The sequence below is a fragment of the Virgibacillus sp. CM-4 genome (genome assembly GCF_000445495.1).
GTDB lineage: Bacteria > Bacillota > Bacilli > Bacillales > Amphibacillaceae > Virgibacillus > Virgibacillus salexigens.
This window is the reverse complement of record NZ_AUQA01000007.1, coordinates 119,709-135,231: the sequence shown is the minus strand read 5'-3', so window position 1 is coordinate 135,231 and position 15,523 is coordinate 119,709. Positions and strand designations below refer to the sequence as shown.

At 35.4% G+C, this 15,523-nt stretch carries 25 protein-coding genes; all 25 read right to left on the bottom strand.

Annotated elements, in window-relative coordinates:
* Nucleotides 1-59: 59 nt before the first annotated feature.
* The 25 genes from M948_RS39525 to M948_RS43305 all read right to left on the bottom strand — a co-directional run bounded on the left by M948_RS39525 (nt 60) and on the right by M948_RS43305 (nt 15,449).
* The gene (locus M948_RS39525; protein WP_021292118.1) at nt 60-1,703 is read right to left on the bottom strand and encodes a terminase TerL endonuclease subunit; all 1,644 of its coding nucleotides are present in this window, start codon (nt 1,701-1,703) and stop codon (nt 60-62) included.
* Entirely contained in the window at nt 1,700-2,038 is a 339-nt protein-coding gene (locus M948_RS39520; protein WP_021292117.1) for a P27 family phage terminase small subunit, read from the bottom strand. The genes M948_RS39525 and M948_RS39520 overlap by 4 nt, the downstream gene beginning before the upstream one ends.
* A gap of 128 nt (nt 2,039-2,166) precedes the next feature.
* Entirely contained in the window at nt 2,167-2,652 is a 486-nt protein-coding gene (locus M948_RS39515) for an NUMOD4 domain-containing protein (protein ID WP_231378710.1), read from the bottom strand.
* Nucleotides 2,649-2,972 (bottom strand): HNH endonuclease signature motif containing protein, encoded by a 324-nt coding sequence (locus tag M948_RS39510; protein ID WP_021292115.1) that lies wholly within the window; start codon nt 2,970-2,972, stop codon nt 2,649-2,651. The genes M948_RS39515 and M948_RS39510 overlap by 4 nt, the downstream gene beginning before the upstream one ends.
* A gap of 55 nt (nt 2,973-3,027) precedes the next feature.
* Entirely contained in the window at nt 3,028-3,609 is a 582-nt protein-coding gene (locus M948_RS39505) for a DUF5067 domain-containing protein (protein WP_021292114.1), read from the bottom strand.
* Nucleotides 3,610-3,732: 123 nt separating this feature from the next.
* A complete protein-coding gene (locus M948_RS39500; RefSeq protein WP_155974832.1) occupies nt 3,733-4,140 on the bottom strand; it encodes a hypothetical protein in 408 nt (135 codons plus the stop codon).
* 70 nt (nt 4,141-4,210) lie between these two features.
* Entirely contained in the window at nt 4,211-4,756 is a 546-nt protein-coding gene (locus M948_RS39495; protein ID WP_021292112.1) for a hypothetical protein, read from the bottom strand.
* 404 nt (nt 4,757-5,160) lie between these two features.
* Nucleotides 5,161-5,604, bottom strand: coding sequence for an ArpU family phage packaging/lysis transcriptional regulator (locus M948_RS39490; protein ID WP_021292111.1), 444 nt, complete (start codon nt 5,602-5,604; stop codon nt 5,161-5,163).
* A gap of 53 nt (nt 5,605-5,657) precedes the next feature.
* Nucleotides 5,658-6,137 carry a hypothetical protein gene (locus M948_RS39485; protein ID WP_021292110.1) on the bottom strand — a complete coding sequence of 160 codons (480 nt, stop codon included), beginning with the start codon at nt 6,135-6,137 and terminating at the stop codon, nt 5,658-5,660.
* A 128-nt stretch (nt 6,138-6,265) separates the two neighbouring features.
* Nucleotides 6,266-6,796: a hypothetical protein gene (locus tag M948_RS39480; RefSeq protein ID WP_021292109.1), complete on the bottom strand. Its 531-nt coding sequence runs from the start codon at nt 6,794-6,796 to the stop codon at nt 6,266-6,268.
* Between the two features lie 239 nt (nt 6,797-7,035).
* Nucleotides 7,036-7,341, bottom strand: coding sequence for a MazG-like family protein (locus tag M948_RS39470; RefSeq protein ID WP_021292107.1), 306 nt, complete (start codon nt 7,339-7,341; stop codon nt 7,036-7,038).
* Nucleotides 7,342-7,359: 18 nt separating this feature from the next.
* Nucleotides 7,360-7,605 (bottom strand): DUF1653 domain-containing protein, encoded by a 246-nt coding sequence (locus M948_RS39465; RefSeq protein WP_021292106.1) that lies wholly within the window; start codon nt 7,603-7,605, stop codon nt 7,360-7,362.
* Between the two features lie 28 nt (nt 7,606-7,633).
* Nucleotides 7,634-8,173 (bottom strand): hypothetical protein, encoded by a 540-nt coding sequence (locus tag M948_RS39460; protein ID WP_021292105.1) that lies wholly within the window; start codon nt 8,171-8,173, stop codon nt 7,634-7,636.
* Between the two features lie 42 nt (nt 8,174-8,215).
* Nucleotides 8,216-8,632 carry a hypothetical protein gene (locus tag M948_RS42615; protein WP_021292104.1) on the bottom strand — a complete coding sequence of 139 codons (417 nt, stop codon included), beginning with the start codon at nt 8,630-8,632 and terminating at the stop codon, nt 8,216-8,218.
* A gap of 31 nt (nt 8,633-8,663) precedes the next feature.
* Complete coding sequence (locus M948_RS42610) at nt 8,664-9,215, bottom strand: hypothetical protein (RefSeq protein ID WP_021292103.1); 552 nt, start codon at nt 9,213-9,215, stop codon at nt 8,664-8,666.
* A 25-nt stretch (nt 9,216-9,240) separates the two neighbouring features.
* Nucleotides 9,241-10,524 carry a replicative DNA helicase gene (locus tag M948_RS39450; protein ID WP_021292102.1) on the bottom strand — a complete coding sequence of 428 codons (1,284 nt, stop codon included), beginning with the start codon at nt 10,522-10,524 and terminating at the stop codon, nt 9,241-9,243.
* The gene (locus tag M948_RS39445; protein ID WP_021292101.1) at nt 10,517-10,882 is read right to left on the bottom strand and encodes a hypothetical protein; all 366 of its coding nucleotides are present in this window, start codon (nt 10,880-10,882) and stop codon (nt 10,517-10,519) included. Before M948_RS39445 ends, M948_RS39450 begins: the two co-directional genes overlap by 8 nt.
* Nucleotides 10,883-10,912: 30 nt before the next feature.
* Nucleotides 10,913-11,293: a replication protein gene (locus M948_RS39440; protein ID WP_021292100.1), complete on the bottom strand. Its 381-nt coding sequence runs from the start codon at nt 11,291-11,293 to the stop codon at nt 10,913-10,915.
* Nucleotides 11,294-11,307: 14 nt separating this feature from the next.
* Nucleotides 11,308-11,640 (bottom strand): hypothetical protein, encoded by a 333-nt coding sequence (locus tag M948_RS39435; protein WP_021292099.1) that lies wholly within the window; start codon nt 11,638-11,640, stop codon nt 11,308-11,310.
* Nucleotides 11,641-12,381, bottom strand: coding sequence for an MBL fold metallo-hydrolase (locus tag M948_RS39430; protein WP_021292098.1), 741 nt, complete (start codon nt 12,379-12,381; stop codon nt 11,641-11,643).
* Between the two features lie 132 nt (nt 12,382-12,513).
* The gene (locus tag M948_RS0122215) at nt 12,514-13,419 is read right to left on the bottom strand and encodes a RecT family recombinase (protein ID WP_021292097.1); all 906 of its coding nucleotides are present in this window, start codon (nt 13,417-13,419) and stop codon (nt 12,514-12,516) included.
* Nucleotides 13,409-13,579, bottom strand: a complete 171-nt coding sequence (locus tag M948_RS43310; protein WP_021292096.1) for a hypothetical protein — start codon at nt 13,577-13,579, stop codon at nt 13,409-13,411. The genes M948_RS0122215 and M948_RS43310 overlap by 11 nt, the downstream gene beginning before the upstream one ends.
* Entirely contained in the window at nt 13,572-15,083 is a 1,512-nt protein-coding gene (locus M948_RS39425) for an AAA family ATPase (protein ID WP_021292095.1), read from the bottom strand. The genes M948_RS43310 and M948_RS39425 overlap by 8 nt, the downstream gene beginning before the upstream one ends.
* A gap of 1 nt (nt 15,084) precedes the next feature.
* Nucleotides 15,085-15,270, bottom strand: a complete 186-nt coding sequence (locus M948_RS39420; protein ID WP_021292094.1) for a hypothetical protein — start codon at nt 15,268-15,270, stop codon at nt 15,085-15,087.
* 14 nt (nt 15,271-15,284) lie between these two features.
* Nucleotides 15,285-15,449, bottom strand: coding sequence for a hypothetical protein (locus M948_RS43305; protein WP_021292093.1), 165 nt, complete (start codon nt 15,447-15,449; stop codon nt 15,285-15,287).
* Nucleotides 15,450-15,523 lie beyond the last annotated feature (74 nt).

The following is a 15,523-nucleotide window of genomic DNA, read 5'->3' as shown; positions in this document are numbered from 1 at the left end:
CTGTACCAGTTCGCTATTGCGTTTAAATATATCTAAGAAACCTATTTTTACTCACCTCCCTAAAAGTCAATTGCATCAAGGAAAAATTCCTCTTCTTCAACAAGAATGTTATCGGCTTGCCACATTGCATAAACAAATGCTGAAAATCCATCTGTTTTTCTTTTGACTTCATCTTCTTTTACAAAGTCTTTATTCCCATCGTTTTTTACTTTTACGACTATGTTGTTCGTGTTCCATCTCATCAATGGATTATCACCAAATATGATTTTATGCTGTGCAAAAAGCATCTCAATTCTTGGTGCAAGTTTTGCATAAATAGCATGCGGATTTCTGATATAGAGAACTTCGAACCCTTCCGCTTCTAAGGCAGTTTTCACAATATCCAAACGATAGGTATCTCCTATGATAGTTGTTAATCCATATAGTTCACGCATTCTACAGAAGTAGTCAACCATATACTTTATATTAATTGCCGGTTCGTCAAGTAAGGTTATAAGCCCTTGTTGCTCCCATTCAAAAATAGGAGGTTTTAAATTAGCTTCTTTCACGAAATCTCTTCTTGCATATTGATGACTATCCCATATATAATCATCGCCATCCTTAAACAAAACACCGCATGCAGTAAAATCCTTTATAAAAGAGTAATCAATAGCACCAACACATGGTTTGTTTTTTAAACGATCATAAGGTATAGGTCTGTTGGTGGCCATAATGTCATCCCAAGAAGCAATCCTGGTTGCGGTGTCCTCTTGAGGAAGATTCATTCTCTTGGCCATAAATTCAGGACGTCCTGAAGGATCATCTTCTAAATCTAAATACTCGTCCATAACTGTATCAAATAATTCATCAGCATAAGGACTCCGCGGTTTACTAAACATTGGATTAGCTTTTTCCCATAAATCTGGATTGTCTACATCATCTTTACTATCCATTTTGCAAACAAATACAAAGCGGTTTTTACGTTTACTGCCGCCACTTAATACTTCTAAACATTGCTCCATGAATTTATCAAAAAAACCACCTCGGACATGACCGTTGGTGGAAATGAAAATCCTTCTTCTATGTTTAACTTTACCAAGCCCAGAACTGAGCGTACTAATAAGCTTCATATTTTCATAAATATGCCATTCATCAATTATGATACATCCTGGACGACCACCATCTTTAGTGTCTGCATTAGATGTCTTAAAGGAGAATTCGGATAATGTTTTTTTACCCGTAATCTTTGTTTTAGTCCATGAAAAGAAATTTCTCATGAAGTTCTTATTTTTTTCTTTCATATTGAATGCTTCTTTTATAGAGGTTTCCGCTTGTTGTTCACTATTGGCAACAACATCTACATTATAACCTTCTATCCCATGGCCAGGGCTGATAAAGTAATCAGAAAGCCCTGTAATCAAACCATTTTTCCCATTCCCACGAGCAATAACAATCACTATATCTTTATAAAATAATTTGTCTTTCTCGATATACTTCAGGAAGATAAAAGCTATAATAAATTTCTGGAATAGCTCTAATTTAAAATACCATTTCTCAATATAGTTAATGCATTGTTCAATCTGATCTTCGTCAAAGTATATATCATCACGAACAAGCACTTCTGCTTCTAAATGCTTGACTAAATCAATTCTTTCTTGGTTGAATATAATTTTTCCACTTCGCCAAGCTTGTATATATTCATCTACATACTTTTGGTGAATCAATATAAATCACTGACTTCTGGGTCGTCATTATCCTTCTTATTCTCATCCAAATCAGGAGGGTTAATCAGTTCAAATTTGATTGACTTTTCAAGAGAAATTAATGTTTTTGTGAGACTATTTAAGTCTTTAATTGCAGGATTTGCCTTCATGAATTCTTGGCTTCCGTTAACGGTTTTAGTTAGCACTCCATTCTTATTTATTTCAGTTTGAAGTCTCCTAACCTGCTTTACGATAGCGACATACCGCTTTACTTTATCAACTTCCACTAAATCGTTTGTATCTATGCGAAGCATTAGTTGTTGTTCCAAATCAGAAATTTTTACTGTCCTAATCACAAAAACACCCCCCTTACTTTTTATCCCCCCTATTACGAGTGTGGATTTTTCGATTTTTTTGGACAGTAGACACCCACTCCCCGTTTCACGGTTCTCCCAAAAATCACTGAATTTTTTACCCGGGGGTATCAGGAAATAATTTTGAGATCAAGTTTGTCAGTAAACTTCCTGTGCCTGCGTTTTGAAATAATATTATCTACCATCTGTCGAGAAACTTTATGTCTTTTAATGATTTCTTTCTTATCAATTCCTTTTTTAAATGATAAGTATATATCTGACACGATGTTATTATCAGTGGTTATAATCAATCCTTCATTGATAGCATGTTTGATGTTCTCTTCACCATTGACCCATTCCAAATTATCAACATGATTATTAATTTTGTTTCCATCCTTGTGATTTATTTCTTTCTTGTTATCAGGATTAGAAATAAAATAAAGCCCAACCAATCGGTGGACTTTGTGCCTGCTATTATTTAACTTAACTCTCGCATAACTATGATCAGTTACATCGACTCTTATTACCTTTCTTGTGTTCCTATTCCTAACCCTACCATGATTTGATATTTCATAGCTATGTCCTTCAATTGGTTTCCATGTCTCCAAAACAATCACCACCTCTCATCATCCCACTTAGATTTCTTCTTGCGAATGTATTTCTCTAATCGTTTATGTTCTTTGTTATGACAGTTAATACAAACAGACTCAACATTACTTAGAACCAGTGCCAACTCTGGATGAGTCTTAACTTCTTTGATGTGATGCACGTTTTGTGCTGGGCTAACTTTCCCTTGTCGTTTGCATTCCTGGCATTCATTGTTATCACGTTCCAGCGCTTTGTTCCTTATCCCATCTTTGCCATACCATGCTTTGCATTGATAGAACTTAACAAGATTGTCCTGAATTATTAATTCTTTAATTCTTTGGAGATCCATTGACTCACCCCCATATAAAAAAGACACCTCATTGAGATGTCTTTATAAACTATAACTATTTTATTTCGTAATCTTGTCTTCCTATCTCGTCACCCATGACACCTTGATTGGCCACCAATGTTACTGGTGTTTCTAAATCATCTAGTTCATAAGCAACAGAATTTTCTACTGTGCCATTCTTTTTTATGTTTTCTAACTGCGAATCTAAATGAGCCTCATCAGGCAAAGCTCCTACTTCTAACTCGTTTACTGCATTAGGATCATTGTCTTGTATAGCAGTAAACATTGCGATCCAAGCGGTTGAAGGATCTATCTCTTTATCGGAAAGATTCGTAGCTTCATACCATATGGCGAATACTGGTTTTTCTCCATGTTCATTTCCTGATTCCCCTGCAGGAATAACTTTAGTTTCGGTAATTTTGATTTTTAAATCATTAATTTTAGCTTCGTTATCTTTGAAATATACATCTGAATTTTCTTCTGTTTTTGCTTCCTCACTGCCAGAATCTGATTCTGTTGACTCATCACTTGTACTATTACTTTCTTCGGCTGAAGCATCTTCACTTTCACTGGAGTCACCACACGCAGCTAAAATAAGAATTAATCCAATAATTAAAGCAAACAAATATTTTTTCATAATTAATCCCCCCTATTATTTAATACTATTATCGGAGAGTTGTTAGCTAATTTGAATAGATTATTGAAAAAGCACCAATGAATCAAAATTACATAATTAAAAAGACACCTCATTGAGATGTCTTTAATCTTCTAATTCAGCGTGTATTTTCCCCTGTTCTATTATCTTCTCAACATTTTCCTTATTTTTTAGGAAGTCCTTTTTATCAGATTCAAGTAATCCGCTATCAGAATATTGACTTATAGTACCTAAAGTGAAAGTGATAATATCATCGTCTGCTTCACCAATAACCACGAATGAGTCATCGGGATTCAAATACTTATCTTTATAAGAAACCAACTTTTTATAATCACTATCGTCCAGCTCATCGCTTGTTTGATCTTGTTCCACAGCTTTTTCGATAATACTCATAACTTGCAAAGAATCTTGCGCTAATTCTTCATTAATATTCTCGTGAATCTTAGTTTCATTAGAACAACCAAACAACATTAAAGTGATTAGAATACTCAATACAACTAATACTTTCTTCAATCCCAATCTCCCCCAATAGTAGTACTTTAGTTTTATTATGATGGAGATGGAAAATATATGCAATATTGATTTATTCGTTACATTTTTCATTTAACCTCTTTATATTATCTTTAAAGAAGTTTAGATTTCCCTCTGTATATTTCAGATTGTTATCTACAATAATGCTTAAAGAATACATTACTATACAAACTAGTAATATAGAGAAATGATTTTTATGAAAAACAAATAAAAGCGCATTAGAAATAACGGCTATATATAAAGAAAATTTTAAAGCTCGAAGACCATGGACTTGTGATAAGAGATAACGGTACCTTTCGTTTAATTTACCAGTGCCATCTTTTAAAAATTCTCTATCATATTCAATTTCTTCCCCGAAAAACTTCTTCGAATCACATTTTCTAACCCAACCATAATAAAGGGACACTTGATGTATTAAATAACCTATTGGTACTCCAATACCTGCTAAGATTGCTCCAAACCCAACTGTAGTTAAAGTGTTCTTATCAAACAGTTTTAATGTAGCTTCTAACTCAGAAAAAAATAAGGAAGAAACAATACCAATAATTAAAGTCCATCCTGGAATACCGAACCTTACTAAATACTTAGTCTCGAACACAATTTTCCCCCTGTTCTTTTTCTTCCTATTCTAGCATTTAAAAAGTAATTTAAAACCATTTGCAAGTATCTTTCTTTATATATTTCTTTAAATACTTTCTTTAGGATTTTTGCATATAATGAAGGAAAAATTTTTACTGTACTCTAATCCGCGTACAGTGCTGTACTCTAATTAGCGTACAAGCTGTACTCTAATCCGCGTACAGTAAAAGGTGTACTCTAATTAGCGTACAGTTCATTTGCTTATGCCTTATTGATTTTCCGATAATATAAATTTATCACCTTTTGAACCTAATGATTTAAACCTTTTTTATAATTTTTTTCTAATATTTTTCTAGTATTTTTAAATGTAGAGACACAAAAAATACACCAAACATCCATTTGTTCGGTGTATTCATATCAATATTATGACTTTGTAACAGCTATATTAAGGTTCAAAGCCAATTTATAAAAAGCTTTCCATCTCAGCTTAGAGTATGTCATTGCGCTTATAGGTGGTTGAAATTTAAAGCAGTACACATTGATGTCCGTCAGATACTCGGCATCTTCTTTAAGATATCTCTCTTCTATTAGGAACCTTTCCATCTTAGGTAAACGCCTTACAGCACGATCAATACGTTCACAATACCTTTTCCTCTTTTCTTGCTCGCTTATATTGTGAGTAGCTATGGATCCAGTCTGGTCACTAATTGTATTTGCCTTACCTCCACCTATATCATCATAAGCAGCGGTTATGGATGCTTCCCTTTCTTCAAACGCTAGATATTTAAAAATGCGATATTTCTCAAGAGCATCTTCTACTTCTCGTTGCGTAGCTTTTCTATCTAATTCTGGCAATTCAAATTCCATGTTACGCCCCCTTTTAGAGGATAGCCCCGGAATACTATCCGAGGCTTAATCTATTAATCTAACAAATCGTCATCATCAAAATTAACGTTATCTGGTTCACCTGCAGGTATATCTTCTACACTCATTTGACCTTCTGCGACTTCAACAGTGCCGTCCTTCTGTACGCTATAATCAATGCCTTCGTGTTCTTCTGCTGCTTCTTCAAACTCTTCTATGGTCATCTGTGAAGGTTCCAAGTAAAGGACAACACTTCTACCAGCAAAGGCATATAGTTGTAATACCTTATCTTCGCTATCCCCTTTAACGTTGAATTTAAGAACAGTCTTCTTGCTGTCACGTTGAATAGATTTAAACTCTGCAGTAAGTTGACCAGCTTCACTCCCTCCTACTTCTAATATCGCAATATTCCCAGCCAGTAGAACTAATTCATCTGAATGCTGCAGCTCATCACCTTGTACATGGAATTCCAATACTTCTTTCTTATCGTCTTTCTGGATCTTTTTAAACAATACATTTAAATCTATTTTTGACATAATAGTTTCTCCTCTTCATATTAAATTTAATAGATTTCCGCCAAATGTGGCGTTTTTATTTGTTAACGAGTAGTGTTGATCATTTTTATATAAAAACCGCTCAGATTGCCTTAAAATCATTCACAAGGTCATCCAGCTTTTACATTATACAAAACTTCAGCCTGATAAGAATATGATACTTTTCGTTCCACTAACGCCTTTGCTATTTGAGCTAAAATATAAGCATCGACTACATTGTCACTCGTATGTTCAAAACCAAAATGATTTTTAACTGCAGCCATAACAGCCAATTTCTTTTCTCTACCTTTCAGCCGCTTTTTATTACCTGGTTCGCCTTCCCATCCTGTGACGTTTACGAACTTCTTAACCGCATTTGGTGCAACCTCATAATATCTAAGGTGGCGCTTGTAAAGCTCATTCCTGATACCATGATGTAAACCACCAGCAAACATTGCTTTTTGTGTACTAAATGGCATTCCTTCAATACAGATAATATCTTTTCGTTTTACAAAGGAAGCAATTTCATCGATTAAGGTAATCATTCTTTTAGGATCCTTATCACCTACACCTGTTAACTCCTTTGCCTTTAATACATCACCTTGTTCTCCAAGAGCAACGAATCCTGTTTTTGATGCTGGATCAATCCCTAGAAATCTCACTGCATTTCCTCCTTATTAGCTAGAAGTGTTAAATGAGAAATCTTGTGATAATGCTCTCTATCCGAATACTTCGTGTTATTACTGGTTACTTTCTTCTTGTAGTAATTCAGCGTTTCATTGTATATATCGGAGTAGTGAGTGGCACAAATAGGAACCAATGCGTAAGTTGTTACTGCTGATTTCTTACAACCAGGATATTTGCATTCACATTTAATGTTTTTCAATGCTTTCACCACCTTTTATAAATCACTCTCTTTAACAAACACACCGTTGATCATCTTGCCTTTACGTCCACTTATTTCTCCATACGCAGCTGCTATACAATCTTCTATATCTAAATCCATCTGCATAGACAAGATAGTCAATACCACGTAGACATCACCTACAGAATCAATTATCTGATCTCTGTTTCCTTTTGCTAATCCTTGCGCCAGTTCTCCTACTTCTTCCATAAGCTTCAGCATTTGTTTTTCTGGTTGAGCTTCGTCTAAACCTCTATCTTCAGCCCATGATTTGATATTTGTTGTTAATTTATTTAAATTCATTGTTTGACCTCATTTCATTTAATTTGTTAATAATTTAAATCTAGGAACTATCTCCCCGTCTATTTCCAGACCTTCCTCAAACATATCCTTAGGTCTTGCCCATACCTTTTTAGAACCATGCTTGCCAATGTCATCTAAACAAAAGTAGGTAACAAGGTATTCACCTTCACGTTCCGTATGTTCTACAACTTCCAATACCACATAACGTTTCTTGTTTTTATAATGTTCATAAACTCCATCTACATGGACGGTATGATATTTCATTGTTTGACCTCCTATAATTGTTCTTTTGTCATGACGTTACGCCTTCCTGATTGAATTTGTTTTGTATTTCTTGTTTTATTATTTCTTGAATTTGTTCTCCTGTAGGGATAACGCTTTTTATTGTTTCTTCGATTTGTGAATCAATTTTCGAGAATAATTCTTTATCTGCATACTCTCTTGCCTTATCCATAATCCAATGTTCGGCTCTTGTTGTTCTATCTCCATCACTACTCTTCATATATTTTTTAGACAGCTTATTGGAGTTTTTATCAAAAACAAAACAAGGTTCATCTAAATAATTTTGTAGAGTACGTTTGATATATTGATCAACTTCTGTCCTTGGTGGTTTATCGCTATGAAAGGATTTGTACTCTTCCCCGACTATAGCTGTTTTCAAATAACTATCTACAATTGGAGAAATGATTTTTTCTACTTCTTCTCGCACCATTTCAGTTGCTTGTTCTCTAACCATTTTTTCAACTTGGTCTGAAGCTACTTCAGACACCAAGCATTCAAGTTCGTAATTGAGATCTTCCTTATTTATTTCAAGGTTTATATTTGCTTTCACGTCATTTCCTCCTTTACCTCCCATTAAGGGAGGGTTGGTTATTTAATTCACTCTATGCAATAAGTTCTTCAAAGCTTGAAGATGTTCGTCTGTTAATTTGTTTATTGATACATTCCCACTGTCTTCAGAAACAGCTAAGTAAAAATCTCCATCATCTTTATAAAAAATAATAGTTTTACCTTCCTCAACTTCCAATTCGACTTTTTCATCAAAGAAGATTATTTTATTACCATCGTACAGGTCTGCGTATCCTTCACTGAAAGCTAACGCTAGTATGCAAAATGTTTCTTCATCACCATATCGATTGATAGTTTCGCTAGAAATTCCCACAGAATTTAACTGTTTATGGTTTTCCTCACTATTTTCTACAAGAACGTAAGTATCTTCTCCACCATTTTCCTCAATTACTTCTAAACCATTTAGTACATCTATTACTTGCTGTTTCTCAATTGTTTTCATTCCGATTCTCCTTTCAAAACTTTTATATTTGTTAGTAACGCGCTACAAAGAAATTACCGAAATCATCACGTTCAGGAACGCCTTCTTGATCAATTTCATCGGTTGCTGGATACACATCAATAAAACCACCACAATCTCTACATTCAACTTCTTCAACGTCTAGAGGAATATAATGATTTCCTTTTCCTCCACATTCGCACCAATAACGACATTTATATCTTTTGGATCCATCTTCATCCGTTTTAATTCCAGTTATCCAATGGTCCGGTTTCTGAAATCCTTCTTTATCTTCAACGGATTCATAAACAGAGAAATTAGATCTGGTTTCAGAGCCAAGCAAAGGTAGTTTTTTGGATCTCTTAACTTCTTCTTTTTCGTGTTTCACAACTTCATCTTTTGCTGTTTCATTGTTTAGCAAAGCAATATTTTGTTCTTTTGGTGGGCTTTCTAGCTTTGTGTCAGGATCAACATTCATCAGCTTAAAAAAGTTGTTAATTGCTGTCTTTTCGCTTTCCTGTGTGGCTCCTTTCATTTGTAGAGAGTTTCTTTTATTTCCTTCAACTACTTCAATGTTTAATTCCATATAGGTTCCTCCTCAAATTTAAACTTCACCTTTTACGCTTTTTCTTTTCCAACTCCACAAATTGCTGCTTCCAACCTCTAAACAAGAGCCTGAATTCGTTCAATCCAGTATTACGACCTTTAGCGATAAACTGCTGCACCACTTTGCCTTGTTGTTCTTTGTCGTCTGGATTTATCCATAGAAACTCAACTACATCGGCATCTTGTTCAATAGCTCCTGATTCCTTTAATTCTGAGAGAGTAGGTTTTTTAGGATTTTTATCGCTGTCCCTGGTCATTTGAGATAACATCATAAAGCAACATTTTAATTCTCGTGCTAATTGCTTAGCTGCACCTGTCACTTCCCCAATCGCCTCAGACCTTGTTTGTCCTTTAACTCTTGGTATACTCATAATCTGCAAGTAATCTACAGCTACCATTGCCAGATCGCCATATTTACGTTTAAACCTCCGAGCGGTAGACCTTACTTCTTCAATTGTTATTCCGCTGCTATCTTGTAAAAATATTGGCAGTTTCTCTATTCGGTTATATGCTTCCTCGATCTGTGCAAATTGCTGTGGATTCAGTTCTTTGTTTCTAATTCGGTTGTATCCAATACCAGTAATGTTGGAGACCATCCTATCTTTCAACTGGTTTTCATCCATTTCCTGTGACCAAATAAGTACAGGACCTGTTTCAGCAACCCCTAATGATCGTTGAAGTAATTTTGCTGTTTTTCCCACAGATGGACGACCTGCAGATACAAAGAGATCTCCTCTATATATTCCTTTTGCCCATCCGTCAAATTGAGGAAATCCAGTTTCAATGTAATCGACCGATTTATCTAACAGATAGTTAAAATAGCTTTGTCTGGTTTCTTGTAAGCTTTTCATCCTGCCTTGCTCATCAGGTCTAATTTCAGCAGCTAAAGCTTCCACAGCGGAAAAGTATTCCTCATCTGTTTCAAAATCTTCCCTTGCTAGTTCTGCAATTTGATTGCCTATTTCCGATCCTCTTCTTCTAATGGCTTTAGACCGTAAAATTTTTGCATGATGAACCACATTTGCAGTCGTAGGACAAGATTCAGCCAATTGTATAAAATAGGTGGTATCCAATTGATCCGTTTTTTTAAACTTCACATATTGCTCTGTTACGGTCACAGCATCGACAGGATACTCATGCCTGTCTAACCACTTCATAACCTTATAGATTTGCTGATGAACTGGATTATGAAAGTCTCTTTCCTCTAGAAATGAAATTTCATCAAGCACATTTGCATCTAGAAATACCGCACCCAGAACAGATTGTTCTGCAGATAAATTTTCAATCATTCCAATCAAACTCCTCTGGATCATTCCCCTCAGCAATCCATTGCTGCAGTTCGATTTCTTTGTCACGATGATCTTTAGGCTGTTGCTGCTTCTCAGGTTGTTTTTGTGCTTTCATTTTGATGGCCAACTCGACAAATTTATCTCGTAGTTTCCTAGCTGAAAGAACGTTCGTTTTCCAGAAGGAATCTGTAACCACCCAATCCATAACATCCTTTGCAAGCTTTTTATCTACTCCATCAAGCTCAATCAGTTTCCTCATATCATCCGCCCAGGTTTGCATATTCGCCTTTTTAGTTAAATGAGGAACTCCTGCATCTTGTGCAACCTTCTCAACAAGCTCATAGAAATAAACTGCCATTTTGTAATAAGTGCTATCTTCGCTGTACTTCTAATTCTTAGTTGTCGGCTTTTTATTAGGTTTAATTTCTGGAACAGTCTCCTTACTTGGATCCTTTTCGTTCCAATCCTTATAATTTTTATTGAATGACAATACTCTTGCTCCCTTCTCACCAATCCCTTTAACAGTTAGCACTCCTTTATCAATTAAAGAAGTTAATTCTCTGTCCACTTGACTACGACTCTTTGTATCTAGCAGCTTCGCTAAATAGCTACTGGACATTTCGTATTCCTTCCGTTTGAATCCGTACGTATAACGCCATATAGCTATTACTAAGCGAAACTGTGTGCCATTGAGATTGGTCTTCATTATTTGGTTTAAGATTTCATTGGCAACCCTTGTATACCCGTTTTCAATTTGTGGATTTGCCATATTCAATCATCCGTTCATGTTTGATTAAAAAATTTAGTAACCATGTGAGCAAAGTTATTTATATCTTCTTGCTCGTTTCCGACATATTGTTTTTCTAGCCAGAGGGTAATCATTTGTGATAATTCTGCTTGAATATCGATTTCAGCTTCATAACCATTCCTTACAGCATCAAGAAAAGTTATTGGATATTTGTTCGCAAATTCTTTTAGAATTAATGCTTTCCCTTCAACACAAGATGATGGAATAGACATAAACATGAGTACTCTACTTTCTTTTGACATCCATTTCCACAACTTATGATGATAATCAAAAGCTTCAGCAACCCTTTTCGGTACACGTACAGGCATTCAAATTACCTCCAATTTATAATGTATATCTCGTTTAAATCTCTTTTTCATTAAGGCTCTAACTGTAGTCATTTCAGCCAGAGCAGGCAAGTTGTTATTGCCGCTTAAATGCGTTAGATATATCTGTTCACCTTTACCTTGAATCAACTCAGTTAATGCTGCAGCTGTCTGCTTATTAGATAAATGCCCCACATCTGAAAGCACCCTGGCTTTTACGCTGTTAGGATAACTAGATGCTTCTACCATTCTTGGTTCGTGGTTGCTTTCTATGATGTAAACATCTGAATTTTGCATAGCGTGAAGCATAAACTCGTCCACTTTTCCGGTATCTAAACAAACTGATACTTTATATTTATCACCTTGAATAATGTAACCTTTCGGATCATATGCATCATGATGTGTATTAAAAGGGGAAACCCCTACTCCGTGATTAAAAAATTCCCCTTCACTATCTACTACTTGCATAAGATCTTCCTCTACAATCTCAATTGACTTCCATTCTTCCTCACCTGCATAAACAGGGATCTTATATTTATTAGCCAACGGAAGCCCCTTTGTGTGATCCTTGTGGGCATGTGTAATAAATATGGCTCCTATATTATTAGGAGTGATTCCAACCTCTAAGAGCCGCTTTTCTATCTTTGTCTTGGCAATGCCAGCATCTACTAGAATAGTAGTTTCACCTGCAGTAAGAGCAATACAGTTGCCATTGGATCCCGATGCTAGAATATCTACTTTCAATCGTTCAAATCCTCCTTATACCGTGGGCAGATAATACACCCACGGTAATAATTTTCAGTTCCTGGATTCACTTCTTTTCCACATAACTGACAATCAGGTCTTCTTTCATAAACAATCACTTTTGGAAAATGCTTATTCAGGTAACTCATCGTCATCAGCAGCTTGTGCTTCGTTCATTTCAAGATGCATGTCCAACAATTCAATTAATCCAATTAGCTCTGCTTCAGTAGCTGGATCACTCATTTTCATATTGTTATCTTCTAAATACTTACCAATTTTGGCATTTGTTGTTATTCCTAATTTCCTAAACTTACTTTTCATTTCTTCGCGTAAACTAGGAACCTTATTTTCTGGCTGCTCTTCTTTCGGCTCAGTAATAGTTTCTTGATTAGGTGTAATGTCCTTGCGTTCTCTTGGTTGGTATTCTGGAATTTGATCACCTGACTCTAAGCGTTGATCTTCATCAAAATTAAGATCAAATGCTGCTTTTAACGCTCTTCTTGTAATATGCTTTTTGAACATGTCGTTGAAATAATTGGTCCACATCGTTTTCTGCATACCGATCTGTGACCGTTTAAAGTGTTCTACTTCATCCACTTCCATTACTACTGTGAATGGATCATATCCGTTACGGTAAGCAATAGCGTATCCTCCAATAACTTTCCCTCTAGGGAACGACCAAGCGTGTTCATCAATTACTGCATAATATCGACCATAATTTGATTTTTCCTGGTGCATTTTGAATTCATCGTTCTCATGTACCAGCTGAACATCATAACCCTGGTATCCTTCACTTTCTTTAGACTTTCTCACATAGAAATCTACTCCAAATTGAACTGTTAATTGGCCACTGCGTACAGCTGGATAAATCTCATTCATAACTGGATTTGCACCAGAAGCTTTAGCAATGCTCATAAACAATTTAAATTGGGATTCGTTACAATCCTTACCTATTGTTTCTCGGATAGTTGTTACATCCTGTGGTGCCAACTCTCCAAATGCCATTCCTTGATATGTTTGTAATTGATTATTTGTCATTGTTTGTTTCCTCCCTTTTTTCAAATAAAGAAATAGTTGCATCAAATTGCACTTTATTCAGCAGCAGTAGCAGTTCTTCTCTCTCTTTACGAGTATTAAAAATTACATTTACATGAGGTTTCCGAGCATTAAACGATAGTCCGAATTTAGCCTTACTCATCTGCAGTTACCTCCAATTCCTTACCAGCCACAACCTTGCTAATAATCAACTGACCGCTAGGCTCTTTAAACTTGGTGATTGATTCCGCATTATCTACAAATACAGGTGCGATTACTTCACTTTGTTCAGATAACACTTCTCTAAGTTCCAGTCCTGCCCTTATGGATTCAGACAGGGAAAGTTTTTTATAACCTTTTCCATCCATTTCAATTTCAAAGTCAGGCTTAATCTCTCCGTTCTTCTGTTCTTTAAATAGATTAATAGATAAGGTGTCAAACAAGGCTTGTACCTTCTGCGCTTGCAGTTCAGCTTCTTTTGCATAGAAAGCTTTAATGCTATCAATAATGAAAATGGATTCGTTGAGAGAATCAAGAGTTTCTTTTTCAGTAGCTGCTGCCTTATCCACTTGTTCCTGTAAACTTCCAATATGCTTATGTTTAGACACTTCTTGTAAGATTGGATAACGTTTATTTTCTAACTCTCTAATCTTTTCATGTTGTTCTGATACATCGATGTATTCCAATGAATTTAATTCTTCTCTTAACTCATTACGCTTATCGACAAGTTCTTTATGTTGGCTTTTATATTCACCAATTCGTTTGTCTTTATCGTCTCTAACCACTTGTACAGATTCTTCATCTAAAGGACGCTTACATGTTTTACATGTGTCCTCTATTTCCTCGTCCCGCAACCTTGGCCATCTTTCCTTAGACATTTCAATCTGATCATTTAGTGAATGGATTTGTGATTGCAGTTCATTAAACTTCCTGTTTTTATCATTTGCAGATTCAGTAGCTTTTTCTAATTCCTTAATTTGTTTTACTAATTGGCTATCTTCTGCATTTAATGACTCAAGCGGCACAGTTGGTGCATTTTCATCAAGTTGTTCTTTAAGTGTTTTGGTCTTGCTTTGTGCTGCAATGTATTGTTTTTCAAGTTTGGTTTTATTTGAACGATGAATCTTGTCCAGATCCTCTAATGATTTTTTCTTAACTAATTCAGCTAATTTAGAAGCTTGTACTTCTGGCAATGCTTTAAACACTTCTTTATTTGCTGGTGCAGGTACATATTTCAAAAGCATCGGTCTTTGTTCTTTTGTTGGATGTAAAGTAAAAAAGTAATTTGGATTGAATAATGATAGAAATAAATCTTGTTCAAAAATCTGTTCAAGGACTTCATTAAATTCTGTTGCCTTGCTTGGTACTTCGTTGATGTAAAACTGAGTTTTGCCCTTTTGTATTCCTCGACCTAAAAGCATGTCCTTACCGTTAACATCTAACAGTAGTGAAACCATTGTTTGATCTGCTTCGTAAGTGATCGGTGTAGGATCCAATTTGCTTCCTAACGTGTCTGTACCGTATAATAACCATGAGATAGCTTGAGGGATTGTTGATTTCCCTTGAGCATTGTCACCAAGGATCTTAGTCAGGTCGGCAAACTTAACTTCAAGATCCTGGTGGCTTTTAAAATTTTCTAGTTTAAGAGATTTAAATTTGATTTGCATGTTATAACTCCTTCCGATAGATTATTAATACATCTGTTGCCATTTCTTCTTCATTCGCACTTGCGCTAAACTTAATATCAATCACTTCAACATCTGCGTTTTCTTCTAACCATTTGTTGATTTTTCCATCAATAAGACCACCTGATAACTGCTTGGTTCCAATACTTCCTGCTATGCCTAGTTCCAATTAGTTCACCCCCTTCAATAATCTTGAATAGATTCTTCTAACTCACCAGAAACGCCATAAAACATTTCTAACAAATTCTCATAAGCAAGCCATTTCAAGTCATCAGATAGATTGCTGAACTCTTCCTTTGTTAATTCCTCAGGTGATTTATCAGTTTCATCTTCAAAACAGTTACCCAATTAACTCACTTCCTTAAATAACGATTAGAAATACTACTAAAGCTATAATGAATGCTCCCATTAAACTTCCTCTG